We start from the raw sequence: 15,839 nt of genomic DNA, 5'->3' as shown, positions 1-15,839 counted from the left end.
ATTTGCTAATTATTTATTATTGTTACGAACTGTTTTTATCGACTATCTAAAATTGATTGGCTCATTGGCCGCTTTAGCTTGGTGTGGGATCAAGCCCGCATCGTTATGGTGGAAAATTAACGACGCATCTAACACTCCATCTAACGTGCTTAAGTGGGTAATCACATCAACAATATTCTTTTCTTGCTCGGTAGCTTCCACGGTCACAACCATCGCGCCCTGCGCCGATATGTCATGAACTTCAGTACCTGGCAACGCATTGAGCAATGCCGATACTTTTTTACCGTTATGTGGAAAAACCTTAACTAAGACCCCCGCAATGTGGACCGGAGCTTGTTCGAGTAAATTAATCACTTTAATATTCCTGTTAATGTTGGGATGATTTGTTCAGCAGCTTCAAAATAAAGAGAGAAACGGCAGCAACACCGACAAACCCAAAAATGAAAATGGTCGGCATGGCCAAATAGCCTAAAATGGTCCAAATCATCGACTCAAGTGCGCTCATACTTAAGACTCCTGTTGCGGTTAAATACATTCGATATAGGCATTTTAGGTCGCTTTTTGGCCACTGCATTGATCATGGTCAATCTTTAGAATTAACACCCAATAAAACTGTGGGTTTATTGTTTTAGAACAATAAAGACTAATAAACGATGGTATAACTGCCGATATCAATTGATGTTAAAGGCTGCTATAAACTGACAACTGACTTAATAAGGAATAACAAAAATGGGAATATTAGATGCCCTAATGGGCAATGCCAGCGAACTAGATAGCCAAGAGCTCAATCAAGAGTTTTCACCGATTTTGGCCGATAATGAGCAAGTAGAATTGGGTTTTAAACTGATTAGAGATATGTTTATTTTTACCAACAAACGAATGATTATTATTGATAAACAGGGCATAACCGGTAAAAAAGTCGAGTACCATTCGGTCCCTTATAAATCAATTACCCACTTTATTGTTGAAAGCGCCGGTCACTTTGATATGGACAGTGAATTAAAAATTTGGATTTCAGGCAGATCAGAGCCCATTGTGCATGAACTGAGAAGCGGTGCCGATGTGGTAGCGATTCAGAAAACATTAGCCAATTGCATGTTTAACTAACCAACCGCTGCCTAAATTGATCATGATAGGTTTGTCGGCGTTGCAGGCCTATAGAGTAATTTCTTGATCCTGACTAATCAGGCGTTCTTTATTTTTTTTCGTTAATTTTTTTAGCCGAGCCTCTAATTTACCCGCCATGCTGCGGTTAGCGACGGCTTGACTAAAGACCAAGCTAACCGGGCGGCGCACCCGCGTATATTTAGCGCCTTTGACCGAGCTATTATGCTCATGTTCACGGCGGGCTAAGTCGGTGGTGACCCCACTATATAATGAGTTATCTCGACACCTGACCATATAAACAAACCAAGCGGATTCTTTTGCGACTTCAGTCATTGCGTGCTCTAACAATTATTCAATTTAATTTGCCACAATAACACCTTAATCCAAATAACTCGCTTACTTAGTTTGATCGCTTGTTGTTTGGCTGACAAATAAACAGCTTGGACTTTCTAAGTCACTACGTGCGCCAGTTAAGTGGGTCAGCACTATCTAAGCGGCCTGAGTTTGGGTACAATATCGGCTCTAAAATTGATAGCTGGATCACAAAAAATGAATCAAAACGAAATGAAAAAAGCAGCAGGCTGGGCGGCATTACAATACGTTGAGAAAGATACCATCATTGGTGTTGGTACCGGTTCGACCGTCAATCATTTCATTGATGCATTAGGCAGCATTAAAGGCGATATTGAAGGGGCAGTCTCAAGTTCAGAAGAATCTACTCGCCGCTTAAAAGAATATGGCATTCCAGTTTTTGACTTGAACAGTGTCGACGGGTTAAGCATTTATGTTGATGGCGCCGACGAAATCAACCACAACATGCAAATGATTAAGGGTGGCGGCGCAGCCTTAACCCGAGAAAAAATTATTGCAGCCGTGGCTGATAAATTCATTTGCATCGCCGACCAATCTAAATACGTGAAATTGCTCGGTGAGTTTCCACTGCCAGTCGAAGTCATTCCAATCGCCCGTTCACATGTTGCCCGCCAATTAGTTAAGCTTGGTGGCGATCCCGTTTACCGCTCAGGTGTTGTCACAGATAACGGCAATGTCATTCTTGATGTTTATAACTTAAACGTTGAAAATGCCTGCCAATTAGAGCGCGATATCGACAGCATTGTCGGCGTTGTTACTAACGGCTTCTTTGCTAAGCGTAGCGCCGACATACTTCTGATGGCGACCAATGACGGGGTCAAAACGATTAACATTTAATCGCAATAAACACTAGCCAACTTTAGTCGAAAGGGCGACATAAACTCGCCCTTGATTTAAACGCTCATTTGAAATAATCATTGATTTACTCACTACTCTGTATAATTAACTACAGATAACTCTCAATATATCTTGTTCATATCAAAAAAAACCAACAGTTCCTACCGATTTAACCTTTTATTAACACTGCGCCCTATAAATCTTATTTATATAAGTAATAACTGGCAGTAATATCGATTCAGTCTTAGTAAAACAATAACTGACAAGCCAATAGTTTAGCGGGTTTTAGCATTAAAAAACTTTTTTATAGTTATTTCGATTTACCCCTCCACTTGAGCCGTTAAATTTGTTACTTTAAGTCATCATTATTACCCTATAGTTGCAAGGAATAAAAAAAATGGCTCATTTTTCACTCACTAAAGACAAAATCAAAATACTGTTACTTGAAGGCCTGCATCCAAGCTCGCTAGAAGTCCTGAAAAATGCCGGTTACGAAAACATCGAGTGTTTGAAAACCTCCCTGCCAGAAAATGAGCTAATCGAAAAAATTAAAGATGTTCACTTTGTTGGTATCCGCTCTCGTACCGAATTAAATGAAAACGTATTGGCCGCAGCGAACAAACTTGTGGCTATTGGCTGTTTTTGTATTGGCACCAATCAAGTGAATTTGGCCGCGGCAGCGCAGCGTGGCATTCCGGTCTTTAACGCCCCATTTTCAAATACGCGCTCAGTAGCTGAATTAGTCTTAGGTGAGTCACTGTTATTATTGCGTGGCATTCCAGAAAAAAGCGCCAAAGCACACCGCGGCGAATGGCAAAAGTCGGCGATTGGTTCATTTGAAGCGCGTGGCAAGCAACTCGGTATTATTGGCTACGGCCATATCGGCATGCAATTAGGGATCTTGGCAGAAAACCTTGGCATGCGTGTTCGTTTTTATGACATCGAAGATAAGCTACCACTGGGCAATGCGAGCCAAATCGCTAAAATGGATGAGCTATTAGCTACCTCAGACATCGTGACTTTACATGTGCCTGAAACGCCACAAACGAAATATATGTTTAAAGCGGCAGAAATGGCCAAAATGAAACCTGGTGCAATATTAATTAATGCTTCTCGCGGCACAGTGGTGCAAATAGACGATTTGGCAGCAGCGCTTAAGAGCGGCCAAATTGGCGGCGCCGCCATTGATGTATTCCCAACTGAGCCAAAATCTAACAAAGAAGAGTTTAACTCGCCGTTACGTGGTTTTGACAATGTGATCTTAACTCCACACGTTGGTGGCAGCACCCAAGAAGCGCAAGAAAATATTGGGATTGAAGTGGCGGGTAAATTGGCTAAATATTCTGACAATGGCTCAACCTTGTCGGCCGTCAACTTTCCAGAAGTATCACTGCCCCATCATGTTGGTTGCTCGCGGTTATTGCACATTCACGTTAATCAGCCTGGCATCATGAACAAGATCAACATGGCCTTTGCTGAGCGTGAAATTAATATTACTGCCCAGTACTTGCAAACCACCGCTGACATTGGTTACGTCGTGATGGAAGTTGACTCAAAAGATGCTGATATCGCATTAGATGAGCTCAATAAAATTGAAGGTACAATTCGCGCAAGAACGCTTCACGCAAGCTAAGTCGGTTGCAATAAGCGACGGACCTTGCACAAAAAAGGGCTAGGGTATTTTACCCTAGCCCTTTTTTTTATGCCTAGGCTTAAATAACTTTGATCTCACCAGCAAACTACCTTAGGATCGGCGATAATTCCTGTTTTGTTATCTAAAGGTGTATCGTGTCAGTTTCTCAAGAGTTATTGCAGTTCAACGTATTCCCAAACCTGCCAATCGGCTTAACTAAATTTGTTGGACCTGAAGCCAAGCTGTTTTTACAGGGCCAATTAACCTGTAATATCGATCATCTTGAGTCACATAAGTCGTTACTTGGCGCTCATTGTGATCCAAAAGGCAAAACGCTAGCCGTATTACGCCTGTTACAGCACCAAGATGAAGTCTATGCGCTGCAACATCTCGACAATGTGGCCAGTCATTTACCGAGTTTAACGAAATACGCCGTGTTCTCTAAAGTCACCATTACCAATGCCAGCAGTGATTTTGTATTTACAGGTTTGTCTGGTCAATTAGCGACAACGTGGTTAACCCAGCAATCAGCATTGCCAGAGTCAGAACAAGATACGATTACTAGCGAGTTTGGCGTCATCAGCAGTTTTCCACGGACAGTGGCTGAACAACCACGGTACTTAGTCGTATCAAACCAGCAACAGGCACAAGCGTTAATGGCCGCGATGCCAACAGATACAGCTGAACAGCCTGCTTCATTATGGCAAGCATTAGATATCTTAAGTGCCACACCGTCGATGACCCCAAGTGGTCAGGCGGAGTTTGTGCCGCAAATGCTTAACCTGCAAATGATTGATGGCATCAACTTTAGTAAGGGTTGTTACATTGGCCAAGAGACCATTGCCCGCTTACATTTCCGAGGCAAGAATAAACGAGCAATGTTTGTTTTGAGCACGCCATCACAGCTTGAGGTTAAACCCGGTGATACGCTTGAATGTCAAGTAGAGTCAGGATGGCGCACCGCTGGCACGGTCATTAACAGCCAAGTATTAGCACAGCAAACTGTACTGCTGGCCATTTTGCCAGTCGACAGTGAACAAGGCAGTTTATTACGTTTAAAAGACCGTGATACCCTAATGACATTGACAATCCCAGACTATTTTGAAGATGTCTAAACTATTATTGAACACCTAATAAAAAGAATAAACCATGATTCAATTATCAGTACAGTTAGCCAGCATTGAATTGCTGCCATTGGCCCAAAAATCGTTATTGAGCGATTTGATTCAGGCCGAAGATTTTGACGCCTGCTTCACTGTTGAAGATGTGGCACAACTGTTAGCACTTAGCGCAGCTCCAGAGCCAATAGTGCAACTGCTGCGCGACCTTATCCCACTGGCGCAAACCTATAGCTTAACGCCTATTTCACAGTTTCAGGTTGGTGCGGTCGTGCAAGCCGCTTCCGGCGCAATTTATTTAGGTGCCAACCTTGAGTTTAGCCATCAAGCCTTAGGGCAAACGGTGCACGGTGAACAAGCTGCTATTAGCAACGCTTGGCATCATGGCGAAACTCAATTAATTAAATTAGCGGTTAGCGCAACGCCTTGTGGCCATTGCCGTCAATTTATCAACGAGCTAGTCCAAGCGGATCAACTGCAAGTTTATTTACCTGACAACCTGTCTCCACGTTTTGACAGCCTGTTACCGATGTCATTTGGACCAACTAATCTTGGCGTAAGTGAGCATTTAATGGATTCGACGCCTCATCAGCTGCACGCGCCGCTGATTGATGAGCTGCAACAACAAGCAATTGCCGGTGCCAATAAAAGCTACAGCCCGTATACATTAAGCCCTAGTGCTGTCGCATTGCAGACCAGCCGCGGTGTCTACGTGGGTCGTTACGCTGAAAACTGTGCCTATAACCCTAGTCTATCGCCTTTGCAATCGGCGCTGATTGCCTTGCATTTTTCCCGCGATGTTATTAGTGATATTAGCGCGGCGGTATTAGTTGAATCGACCTCAGCCCAAGTTTCGCAACGCGATGTGACCGCGAGCCTGCTGGCACAACTGTCACAGGTTACTCTGAGCCACTACCGTTATTAAGTTACAATTTATGGTGTTGAAATAGTCGCCTGTTGGCTTGTTAAAATAACGCAAAATAAAGCATAAACTGGAGTGTGGTTTATGCTTTATTTTAGTACTCAGTTAAGTAAATCACATAGAAGATGCGATCTTATTGGGTAGTGGGAAGTTAGCTAGAGTAGCCAACAGCAAGCGATTTTGATGATGAAAAACGCCGTTACCTACCGACTCTAGATAGCTGACTATAGAAAAAGAAAAAATAAAATAAAATAAACAGCCATCTACAGCATTGTAAAGCCAGCCTAAGTAATTATCAGCTTTACACCAATTAATGCCCTTATGTAGCCAACTTATGCCCCTGTGTAGCCAAGTAGCACATTGTAGTTTAAACTTTATCACCCTCTGTCAGCTGAACTTTATTATGCGTGTTGTATTTCTTCTATCAATATTAATACCTTGGTGTGCGATTGCCCAAACTGACTCTGCGCCAAAAACACTGCAACTTGCGTCAACGCAATGGTGCCCTTATGTCTGCAACGAAGATAAAGGCGCAGTAATACAGTATGTCGACGAAATATTAGCGCGTGAAAATATTAAGTTAACGGTTCAGGTATTACCTTGGTCTCGCGCAATTAAGCAAGCGAAATCAGGGGCAAGTGATGGGCTACTAACCGCTGGGCTAACCGAAGCTCAAGCATTAAGTTATACCCACAGCGCGCTGGGTTATTATCAAACCTGTTTTATCGCCCGTCAGGACAGTACTTGGCATTATGAGAAACCATTAAATATTAAAGGAGAAATCCTTGGTACAGTGCAAGGTTATGGCTATGGCCCTGAGTTAGATAACCTCATAAAAACCCGACCTGCATCCGTTTTAATGATCTCAGGTAGTAAAGTTGTTTCGCGGTTAATTGGTCTATTAAACAAAAAACGAATCGATATTGTCGCTATCGATATTCGCGAGTTCAAATGGATTCTTGGCAGCAATTTCATTGAAGAGATGGGATTAAAAAAGGTCGGCTGTTTAGCTAAAGAACCATATTATTTAGCATTAAACCCCGCTCTGATCGGACGAGAACAGCTCATTGAGATATTAGATATTGCGTTTGCTAAGTCAAAAAACAAACACCGATTACAACAACTGCTTGAAGCAATGTATTATAAACAAACACAACGACTGTTCTAGTAATAGCCCTTTATAGCGTAAATACTGGTCGAAGCCGTATACTCGGCAGCCAACGGTTAAAATCAAGGGCTGTTATTTCTCGGCTTTAAACAAGCTAACTATCGGTTATATAAGTGGTGATTTTAGCGGTAAGTAAATCGACTAAGCGCTGCCTTGCTTCAACGCTAGCCCACGCAATATGTGGCGTGATCACTAAATTAGCCCCCTGATAATCAAGTAAGCAGTTACCGGCAACCGGTGGCTCGGTGGATAATACATCAAGTGCCGCGCCTGCAATATCACCATTGATCAGTGCCGCCACTAAATCAGGCTCATTAATCAGGCCACCGCGCGCCGTATTAATCAATAACGCTGACGATTTCATCAGCTTTAAGCTATCACGGTTAATTAACTGCTCGGTTTCTTTAGTTTGCGGACAATGAAGGCTCACGATGTCGGCATGTTGCAACATTTGTTCAAATGAAACTCGCTCTTCGCGAATTGTGGTGGCTCCGGGGCGCTCTGCAATTAACAATTTCATGCCAAAGGCCTGCGCTAACTTTGCAGTAGCCTGACCCAAACTGCCAAAGCCAACCAGACCAAATTTTTTGCCAGCCAATTCAATCATTGGATAATCTAAATTACAAAAAAATGCACTTTTCTGCCACAAACCATCATTAATAAAAGTTTGGTATTGGCGCGCCTGATTTGTCAGCTGCAAGATCAAGCTAAAGGCGTGTTGCGCAACCGATGGCCCGGCGTAGCCTTGCACATTAATCACGGTTATCGCCAGCTCCTCGGCCGCTTCTAAATCGATATTATTGGTGCCTGTCGCCGCGACAGCGATTAACTTAAGCGCGGGCAATTGACTTAATACCGCGCGGCTAAGCTGGACTTTGTTGGTGATAATCACCTGCGCGCCCTGACAACGCTCGACCACCTGCGCCGCTGGCGTTAGAGAATGGATATCACAATGCGTAAATAGTGCCGATAAACTAGTTAAGTTTACATCTTGGCCTAACGTATCTCGATCAAGCACAACTGCATTTTTCATTAATCATTTTCCTTTTTGGCCGCGGGTAGACCGCAAAATTAGCAAATTAACGCTATAGCTTCAATTGATTATCCTGATAAACTAATATCTAACCATGATGCATTAGTAATATGCGTTAGTAATTGCCGAGTATCGGATAATGAAAGTACACCCTAGTAAAACCAGCTCAAATCAAGGTCATAAACCAACAGTACAGTCATGTATTTACTGCCGTAAGATTAGAGCCATTGCTATTTGGGGCGTGCTGATGTACATTTTTTTCCAATATTTCTATTTGTGATAAAAATTTAACGCCGTTATTGATTTAAACCACTGTAGTTAACGTAACTTAGCTATATAATATATACCTAATTTAATAGATTAATGCTGATATGTTCACCGATATATTTTCCGCTAGCGCCGCGATTTTCTATGGGCTAAGTTTGCTCTTAGTCTTAAAAAATCTATTTTTACATGCTCAGCTCAATGAACGACTCATTTTGGCTGTGGCTGGAAGTGCAATTGCTTGTCATGCCATTGCTCTGGCGACAACCATCATGGCTTCTGATGGCCAAAATATGAGCCTATTGGTGGTGGCCTCGATTGTGAGCTGGATTATTACCATCATGCTAACGTTAGCCTTGCCTCGATTTGCTATTGCGACGTTGCTGCCTGTTGTTTATGGCTTTGCTTTATTGGCGGTACTTGGCGTTTGGTTAGTGCCATCGAGTTATATTACGCATTTTGAAACTAACCCTGAAATACTTATTCATATCTGTTTGGCATTAAGCGCGTATAGCACCATGGTGATCGCGGCGTTTTATGCAATTCAGCTCAGCATTATCGACAAACGACTTAAGAATAAACAGCTCAATCTCGCGCAATCACCACTGCCGCCTTTGCTGACCGTTGAAAAGCAGTTATTTCAGTTGGTCTTGGCTGGCGTTATTTTATTAACCATGTCATTGGCGACCGGATTCTTCTTTCTTGAAGACATGTTTGCCCAGGGCAAAGCACACAAAGCAATATTATCGCTTTGTGCTTGGTTTCTTTACTGCTATTTGCTGTGGCGGCATCATGAGTCTGGTGTCCGCATTAAAACCTCGGTTAAATTCACCATCACAGGTGCCATATTACTAACCCTTGCTTACTTTGGTAGTCGTTTAGTCAGTGAAATATTATTGCGCTAATCCACTATTACCTTGACAGTGCCTTGGCACAAATCGTATAACGAGCATATAAAAATACAAAGGAATAACTTACTTGGATAGTATATCGACCCTGACCTTATTCGGGATCTTAGCCCTACTGATCTTGCTTTCTGCTTACTTCTCAAGTTCAGAAACCAGCATGATGTCGCTTAACCGCTATCGGCTTAAGCATCTGGTAAAGAATAAGGATCGTGCGGCCAAACGTGTTGATAAATTACTCAGCAGACCGGATCGCTTAATTAGTTTAATTTTAATTGGTAATAATCTCGTTAATATTGCGGCTTCCGCTATTGCGACTATTATCGGTATTCGCCTGTTTGGCGATGTTGGCATCGCTATCGCAACGGTAACCCTAACCTTCGTGATCTTAATTTTCGCCGAAGTGACCCCCAAAACTATCGCGGCATTGCATCCTGAGAAAATCGCTTTCCCAAGCTCGGTCATCTTATTGCCCTTGCTCAAGTTGTTGTATCCGCTCGTGTGGATTGTCAACATGATAACCAATGGCATCTTGAGGTTGTTCGGGGTTAACGTTAATGAGAAAACCGTTGACCGACTGAGCCGTGACGAGTTAAGAACCGTAGTGAGTGAAACCTCGGGCATGATCCCGAAAAAACACCAACAAATGCTCACCAGTATTTTAGATTTAGAGAAAGTCACGGTCGAAGACATTATGATCCCGCGCTCTGAAATTGCCGGCATCGACATTAATGATGAATGGAAAAGCATTCAACGTCAGCTAAGTCATAGTCAGCACACGCGAATTTTACTTTACCGCGACAATATCGACGACGCAGTAGGTTTCATTCACGCCCGAGAATTAATGCACTTACAATCGAAAAATCAATTCGATAAATCTAATTTAGTTAGATCGGTCCGTGAACTGTACTTTATTCCGCAAGGTGCAACCTTAAATGTCCAGCTAATGAAATTTCAAGAAAACAAAGCCAGAATTGGCTTGGTGGTTGATGAATATGGCGACATTCAAGGTTTAGTGACGCTAGAAGATATTTTAGAAGAGATAGTGGGTGACTTTACGACCGGTGTATCATCGGCGGTCAGCGATGAAATTCAGCAGCAAGAAGATGGTACTTACATTATCGATGGCACCATTAACATTCGTGAGCTTAATCGTGAAATGAGTTGGCATTTGCCAACTGATGGCCCCAAGACCATTAGCGGGCTAATTATCGAACATATGCAAGATATTCCATCGGCGGGCATCAGCTTTAAAATCGACGGTTACCCGATTGAAGTGCTCGCGGTTGATAAGAATATGATTAAATCGATTCGAATTTTCCCTGAGTTATTCGAGCCCAGCTCAAATCCTCATACCGATGACCAAGATTCAGAATAACCGCTAGCGTTTGGATGAATTCACGCGGGTGATTCATCCAAACTAATAGCGACCTTTTCAATTCATTACGACCCTAGTAATTATTTCATACCACGTTGTTTTTTGACCCGCTCATAGGCCGCTTGAATATCCTGCGCTTTGCTATTGGCTATTTTTAACATTTCTTGTGGCAGCCCTTTAGCGGCTAACTTATCTGGATGATGTTCTGACATCAGCTTACGCCAGGCCTTTTTAACCGCCCGGTCATCAACGTCACTGCTAATACCAAGAATAGTATAGGCATCCTCAATGCTCGGACCGCTCGCTTGTGCATGTTGCTGCTTATGATAATGCATTTGCGCTTCAAGTTGCTGCAATAAGCGCTCAATGTCGCGAATTGAAAAACCTAAAATCCGCGCTACTGTGTAAAGGATCTCACGTTCTTTAGGGTGTAATTCACCATCGGCAAACGCGGCCTGTAATTGTACTTCTACAAATAGCTGTAAAATATCACGTTGGCCAAAAGAGCTGCGCTTAAATTCTTTGAGCACTTCTTCTAGGGCAAAATCACTGGCCTTGCCTTGAGAGAACGCCGCCTGAGCTTCTTTACGCTTGTCGCCTGTTAATCCCATGTTGTCCATCAAGATCGACGCGGCATTAATCTCTTGTGGGGTTACCTGACCACTGGCTTTGGCAATATGGCCATAGACAGAAAAAACGGCATGAAAAAAGACCGCTTGGTTGGTAAAGGAGTTCTTATTAACGAAATAACGGCTAAAACCGCCTTGATTAGAAAAGTCTTGCCCCATGCTGCGATCAAAACGATAACCAATATATAAGCCAAATAATGCGCCAAACGGGCCACCAAAAAAGAAGCCAAATATTAATCCTAAAATCTTTCCCCAAATTCTCACAGATTTTCCTCTAATTCAAATCGTATACCAACTAAGGCAAGTCACTGTTGCGCTAAGCCAGCTTGAAATTAAGCCAACTGGCTTTCAAGTAGCGCTAAGCGCTGTGGCGTACCAATATCGGCCCATTGTGCCATAAGTAACTGTCCTGAAATCTGATTTTTTGCTATTTTTTGTCGTAACAAGGGCCCTAATGGCGTTGGTTGCTGCCCAATACCGCTAAAGAGTGAAGGGTGATATAAGCCAATACCACTGTAAGTATATTTGGTTTTATCATCCGCCCTCACCTCGCCATCAACTAATCCAAAATCACCGCTCGGGTGATGCTCGGGGTTAGCGGTTAATAACAGATGGGCCAGTTTATGTTCGCTTAATTGCTGTGGCAGACTTGAAAAGTCAAAATCGGTCCAGACATCACCATTAATTACCCAAAATGGCGCATCGCCTAACAGTGGTAACGCATTGGCAATGCCACCGGCAGTTTCAAGCGCAGCGTCAGCTTCATTAGAAAAGTGAATGTTTAAACCCCAACGGCGGCCATCACCCAGCTGCTCAACTAACATTTGTCCCAGCCACGCATGGTTAATCACCACGTCAGTGACACCAGCCACCGCCAGCTTTTCAAGGTGATATTCGATCAGCGGCTTGCCATTGACTGGAATTAAGGGTTTTGGCATGTTATCGGTCAGTGGGCGCATACGCTCACCTCGCCCTGCCGCTAAGATCATTGCACGCATTAACTTGTCCTTGTCGCCATCCGGGGTAAAATATGCTGCTTTAAAAGCTGTGATAACGCGGCTAACTCAGGATAGAGCTCGCAGGTATGGACAATATAACGCAGCACCAGCGGTAAATCGGCTAAGTAATTGGGTTTATTATCTCGCAGGCACAGTCGACAAAAAATGCCACACACTTTCAGATGTCGTTCCAGAGCCATCAGGTCGAACCAACGCTTAAATTGGTTAAATTCAACCTTGGTCAAGCCCATTTCACGATACATCTGATGCGTTTGTTGCAACAGTTTCAACCGTTGCTCGGTGCTTAACTCAAAATAACAATCAGTTAATAACGAGGCAGCATCGTAGGTTAATGGTCCGGTTACTGAATCTTGAAAATCAATCACCGCTAACGACTGCTGATCTCTAACCATAATATTGCGACTGTGAAAATCACGGTGGACCGTCACTTGCGGCTGAGAAACTGCATTGTCAATTAACACACTAAAACAATCAGCTACCGCCTGAGTATCAAGTGAGTTCAAGTTAATTGCCAATAAATCACGAACAAACCAATCACTAAATAAAGATAATTCAAGGCTGAAGAATTCTCTATCGTAGTGCTGATTAGGCTCTGGCAGCCTGACATGCGCAATCAATCCGAGCTGTTTTATCGCCAGCTGATACCAAGCTAATTGCCCCTGATTAAGCAGCGGCAGTAATAACTGATCGCCTAAATCGGTTAAGCACAAAAAGCCCTGCGCTAAATCGTAAGCGATAACCCGCGGCACATCAATGCCTGCATCAGCATAAGCTAAAGCCAGCTTAATAAATTCGCTATTTTTTTCGGTTTCCGGCGGTGCATCAACTAATACATAGCTGCATTGTTGATGGAAATGGCGAAAGTAGCGCCTAAAACTGGCGTCGGCACTTAACACCTTTAATTCGACGTCTGCTAAGTTTTGCTGCTGTTGGTACCACTGCGTTAATTGCTGCGCGCGCTGATCAATCAAAATACCCCCCATGATACATAGCCCTAACCGTAAAATTACGCTAGTATACCTTTTTATTTTCGCCATCGGGGGTTTCGCTCACAATAAGTGATCCGACGCTTTATTACCCGCCGATCGGATGTTATCTCGCGTTTAGTTATCGAAATTTAGGTGCAATAACCAACATATGCAAATTCTCATTCTTTTAGCATTAGTCTTATTTTCTTACAATGCATTTGCCCAAACCGACGACTTTCCAACAGCGGCACAGTGTCATATAAACTCACCACGCTTGGCGCCATCGCAATTGCCAACGTTAGAGCAACTGACTAATCCAAATAAATTATTTGTGATTTCGGACACTACCGAAATTAATTACCCCAATCAATTGTCTTACCAAGGCAATGTCGAGTTAATTCGTGGCAAGACCTACATTAATGCTCAACGTGCTGAGATTGATCGCGAAAGTAACAGCTTTATTGCATCTGGTAACCTCCATTATCAAGACGACCAAATTACATTAACCAGTGATTCTTTACGCAGTTCTCTCGATGGTAAAAATACTGAATTAGTCAATAGTAAATACTGGTTCAATGGCCAAAGCATTAACGGTAAGGCGGATAAATTTCGTGTTATCAATAGTCGTTTTCTTATCCTCGATAAAGCGTTATTAACAACCTGTGCCGGTGACCGGCCAGATTGGTCGCTGCGGGCCAAGAAAATTACGATAGATGCCGCTAAAGAGCGCGCGATAATACGCCAAGCTACTTTAGAGGTATTTGAAGTTCCTGTGTTTTATTTCCCTTACCTTAGCCTTCCGATTTCAGACAAGCGTGCCAGCGGCCTGCTTTACCCGAGCATTGGCAGTAGCAGCAACAACGGCATTGATATTAGTGTGCCGTATTATTGGAATATTGCACCGGAATATGATTTAACCCTAACGCCGCGGATTATGACTAATCACGGCCTGCAGTTAACCACCGAGTTTCGCTACTTGGTTGAAGATCAGCAGGGTTTATTTAATCTTGAATTTTTACCTTCAGACAAAGCAGCCGATGATAGCGAGCGTTATTTATTCCACTGGAGCCATAGTGGTAAAATAGATAACAACTGGCGCGTGACGGCGAGTTATACCAAGCTAAGTGACGATAATTATTTCAATACCATCGGCAGTGATTATGGCAGTAGTTCGGACAGTCAAATCACCAATTATGCGTCGTTAAGTTATTTTAAGGACAACTGGACTACGGCAATCAAGATTCAAGACATTGACGTATTTGGCACTGAAGACACCCCATACCAGCTTTTACCTCAGCTAAGCTTTAATAGCTACAACAACACGTTAGCAAAATATCTTGAATATGATATTTTTTCAGAGTTTAGTTATTTTAAAAATACATCGACCTCAGAAGACGATGCTGCCAGAGTACATCTTGAACCAATTCTGAGACTGCCAATCGATTATGCCGCAGGCAGTTTTACCACCGAGCTGACGCTGCATCAAACTTGGTACCAGCAAAAAAATTCAAGCGACAGTTCAAACGAGTCAATTAGCCGAACTGTGCCGCAACTTAGAATCAATTCCAACCTTAACTTTGAACGTGAAACCTCATTGTTTGGTCGCGATTATTTTCAAACCATTGAACCACAAATTCAATATTTATATGTACCATTTAAAGATCAATCCGATATCGGGCTGTACGATACCGCCTTGCTCTCTGAAGATTATTTTGGCTTATTTCGGTCTCGTCGTTTCAGCGGGCTCGACCGAATTGCAGACGCCAATCAAATGACCTTAGGTGTTACCAACCGATTTATCGACAGCAACAACCAAGAGAAATTAAAGGTCAGTGTCGGCCAAATCTATTATTTTAGTCAAAGCCAAACAACACTAGACGGCACCGAGGCTGATAGCGATACATCGAGCACCTCGGCATTAGCCGGTGAAATTGACTTTAGAGCAAGTGATCAGTGGTATTTCAGTGGCTCAGTGCAGCTCAATGAAGAATATGATGCAATTAATCAAAACAAAATTAGCCTTGAATACCGACGAGCGCACAACAAATTAATTCAAATAAGTCATCGTTACGTCCGAGACATCAGTGACTCACAAGTCGATCAGTTAGGCATACAAGCCATATGGCCAATTAATAACGACTGGACCTTCGTCGGAAATTATTACCGTGATATCAATCTGCATCGAACTATTGAGAGTCTTATTGGTCTGCAATATGAGTCTTGCTGCTGGTCAATCAGACTTCAAGCCTATCGTCAGCTAAATACAAATTATGAGGACAGCAGTAGCACCAGTGCTAGCACCACTTTTGATACTGGCGTTTCATTTAGTTTTCAAATTAAAGGCTTAGGCAGCCAGCAAAAACTTCAAGCAACAGAGATGCTCGAGAACGGTCAATTTGGTTATCGAGAACCCTATTATTTAAATAATTAACCATGCACTTTGACTATCTCTAAGATAAATGAAGTCAAAATGTTCAGTAATGGAA

At 42.8% G+C, this 15,839-nt stretch carries 16 protein-coding genes; 9 read left to right on the top strand and 7 right to left on the bottom strand.

What is annotated here, in order from left to right; all coding sequences use genetic code 11:
* Nucleotides 1–42: 42 nt before the first annotated feature.
* On the bottom strand, nucleotides 43–354 hold the full coding sequence (locus HRU23_05810; GenBank protein ID NRA53641.1) for a chaperone NapD: 312 nt from the start codon (nucleotides 352–354) through the stop codon (nucleotides 43–45).
* A 13-nt stretch (nucleotides 355–367) separates the two neighbouring features.
* On the bottom strand, nucleotides 368–505 hold the full coding sequence (locus HRU23_05805; protein NRA53640.1) for a TIGR02808 family protein: 138 nt from the start codon (nucleotides 503–505) through the stop codon (nucleotides 368–370).
* 224 nt (nucleotides 506–729) lie between these two features.
* Between HRU23_05805 and HRU23_05800 the strand changes: the two genes are divergently transcribed.
* The gene (locus HRU23_05800; GenBank protein ID NRA53639.1) at nucleotides 730–1,107 is read left to right on the top strand and encodes a PH domain-containing protein; all 378 of its coding nucleotides are present in this window, start codon (nucleotides 730–732) and stop codon (nucleotides 1,105–1,107) included.
* Nucleotides 1,108–1,155: 48 nt separating this feature from the next.
* On the opposite strand, the gene HRU23_05795 is transcribed toward HRU23_05800, so the two are convergent.
* Entirely contained in the window at nucleotides 1,156–1,440 is a 285-nt protein-coding gene (locus HRU23_05795) for a GIY-YIG nuclease family protein (GenBank protein ID NRA53638.1), read from the bottom strand.
* Between the two features lie 216 nt (nucleotides 1,441–1,656).
* Here HRU23_05795 and rpiA point away from each other — a divergent pair, with 216 nt between their 5' ends.
* From rpiA to HRU23_05770, 5 genes are all read left to right on the top strand, one after another.
* Nucleotides 1,657–2,316 (top strand): ribose-5-phosphate isomerase RpiA, encoded by a 660-nt coding sequence (gene rpiA / locus HRU23_05790; protein ID NRA53637.1) that lies wholly within the window; start codon nucleotides 1,657–1,659, stop codon nucleotides 2,314–2,316.
* A 397-nt stretch (nucleotides 2,317–2,713) separates the two neighbouring features.
* Nucleotides 2,714–3,949 carry a phosphoglycerate dehydrogenase gene (gene serA / locus HRU23_05785; protein ID NRA53636.1) on the top strand — a complete coding sequence of 412 codons (1,236 nt, stop codon included), beginning with the start codon at nucleotides 2,714–2,716 and terminating at the stop codon, nucleotides 3,947–3,949.
* Between the two features lie 155 nt (nucleotides 3,950–4,104).
* Nucleotides 4,105–5,064: a folate-binding Fe/S cluster repair protein gene (locus tag HRU23_05780; GenBank protein ID NRA53635.1), complete on the top strand. Its 960-nt coding sequence runs from the start codon at nucleotides 4,105–4,107 to the stop codon at nucleotides 5,062–5,064.
* A 34-nt stretch (nucleotides 5,065–5,098) separates the two neighbouring features.
* Nucleotides 5,099–5,992, top strand: a complete 894-nt coding sequence (gene cdd / locus HRU23_05775) for a cytidine deaminase (GenBank protein NRA53634.1) — start codon at nucleotides 5,099–5,101, stop codon at nucleotides 5,990–5,992.
* A gap of 400 nt (nucleotides 5,993–6,392) precedes the next feature.
* Entirely contained in the window at nucleotides 6,393–7,157 is a 765-nt protein-coding gene (locus HRU23_05770; GenBank protein ID NRA53633.1) for a hypothetical protein, read from the top strand.
* Nucleotides 7,158–7,251: 94 nt separating this feature from the next.
* Here the strand turns inward: HRU23_05770 and HRU23_05765 are convergent, their stop codons facing one another.
* Nucleotides 7,252–8,190, bottom strand: a complete 939-nt coding sequence (locus HRU23_05765) for a D-2-hydroxyacid dehydrogenase (protein NRA53632.1) — start codon at nucleotides 8,188–8,190, stop codon at nucleotides 7,252–7,254.
* 371 nt (nucleotides 8,191–8,561) lie between these two features.
* Between HRU23_05765 and ccsA the strand changes: the two genes are divergently transcribed.
* Together ccsA and HRU23_05755 are read left to right on the top strand one after the other, a co-directional pair.
* The gene (gene ccsA, locus HRU23_05760) at nucleotides 8,562–9,359 is read left to right on the top strand and encodes a cytochrome c biogenesis protein CcsA (GenBank protein NRA53631.1); all 798 of its coding nucleotides are present in this window, start codon (nucleotides 8,562–8,564) and stop codon (nucleotides 9,357–9,359) included.
* A 73-nt stretch (nucleotides 9,360–9,432) separates the two neighbouring features.
* The gene (locus HRU23_05755; GenBank protein ID NRA53630.1) at nucleotides 9,433–10,737 is read left to right on the top strand and encodes a DUF21 domain-containing protein; all 1,305 of its coding nucleotides are present in this window, start codon (nucleotides 9,433–9,435) and stop codon (nucleotides 10,735–10,737) included.
* Nucleotides 10,738–10,817: 80 nt separating this feature from the next.
* Here the strand turns inward: HRU23_05755 and djlA are convergent, their stop codons facing one another.
* The 3 genes from djlA to HRU23_05740 form a co-directional block, all read right to left on the bottom strand.
* A complete protein-coding gene (gene djlA, locus HRU23_05750) occupies nucleotides 10,818–11,624 on the bottom strand; it encodes a co-chaperone DjlA (protein NRA53629.1) in 807 nt (268 codons plus the stop codon).
* Between the two features lie 74 nt (nucleotides 11,625–11,698).
* Nucleotides 11,699–12,364, bottom strand: a complete 666-nt coding sequence (locus tag HRU23_05745; GenBank protein NRA53628.1) for a nucleotidyltransferase family protein — start codon at nucleotides 12,362–12,364, stop codon at nucleotides 11,699–11,701.
* The gene (locus tag HRU23_05740; GenBank protein ID NRA53627.1) at nucleotides 12,364–13,356 is read right to left on the bottom strand and encodes a phosphotransferase; all 993 of its coding nucleotides are present in this window, start codon (nucleotides 13,354–13,356) and stop codon (nucleotides 12,364–12,366) included. The genes HRU23_05745 and HRU23_05740 overlap by 1 nt, the downstream gene beginning before the upstream one ends.
* Before the next feature lie 166 nt (nucleotides 13,357–13,522).
* On the opposite strand from HRU23_05740, the gene lptD reads away from it, so the two are divergent.
* Nucleotides 13,523–15,784: an LPS assembly protein LptD gene (gene lptD / locus HRU23_05735; protein ID NRA53626.1), complete on the top strand. Its 2,262-nt coding sequence runs from the start codon at nucleotides 13,523–13,525 to the stop codon at nucleotides 15,782–15,784.
* Nucleotides 15,785–15,839: the final 55 nt, after the last annotated feature.

This window comes from Gammaproteobacteria bacterium, assembly GCA_013214945.1.
Classification (GTDB): Bacteria; Pseudomonadota; Gammaproteobacteria; order Enterobacterales; family Psychrobiaceae; genus Psychrobium.
This window is presented reverse-complemented; position numbering and strand designations above follow the sequence as displayed.

Bases quoted from the DNA above. Each gene is read 5' to 3' on its own strand.
- HRU23_05805 (NRA53640.1), bottom strand. From the start codon at position 505: ATGAGCGCACTTGAGTCGATGATTTGGACCATTTTAGGCTATTTGGCC.
- HRU23_05800 (NRA53639.1), top strand. From the start codon at position 730: ATGGGAATATTAGATGCCCTAATGGGCAATGCCAGCGAACTAGATAGC.
- HRU23_05795 (NRA53638.1), bottom strand. From the start codon at position 1,440: ATGACTGAAGTCGCAAAAGAATCCGCTTGGTTTGTTTATATGGTCAGG.
- rpiA (NRA53637.1), top strand. From the start codon at position 1,657: ATGAATCAAAACGAAATGAAAAAAGCAGCAGGCTGGGCGGCATTACAA.
- serA (NRA53636.1), top strand. From the start codon at position 2,714: ATGGCTCATTTTTCACTCACTAAAGACAAAATCAAAATACTGTTACTT.
- cdd (NRA53634.1), top strand. From the start codon at position 5,099: ATGATTCAATTATCAGTACAGTTAGCCAGCATTGAATTGCTGCCATTG.
- HRU23_05770 (NRA53633.1), top strand. From the start codon at position 6,393: ATGCGTGTTGTATTTCTTCTATCAATATTAATACCTTGGTGTGCGATT.
- HRU23_05765 (NRA53632.1), bottom strand. From the start codon at position 8,190: ATGAAAAATGCAGTTGTGCTTGATCGAGATACGTTAGGCCAAGATGTA.
- ccsA (NRA53631.1), top strand. From the start codon at position 8,562: ATGTTCACCGATATATTTTCCGCTAGCGCCGCGATTTTCTATGGGCTA.
- HRU23_05745 (NRA53628.1), bottom strand. From the start codon at position 12,364: ATGCGTGCAATGATCTTAGCGGCAGGGCGAGGTGAGCGTATGCGCCCA.
- lptD (NRA53626.1), top strand. From the start codon at position 13,523: ATGCAAATTCTCATTCTTTTAGCATTAGTCTTATTTTCTTACAATGCA.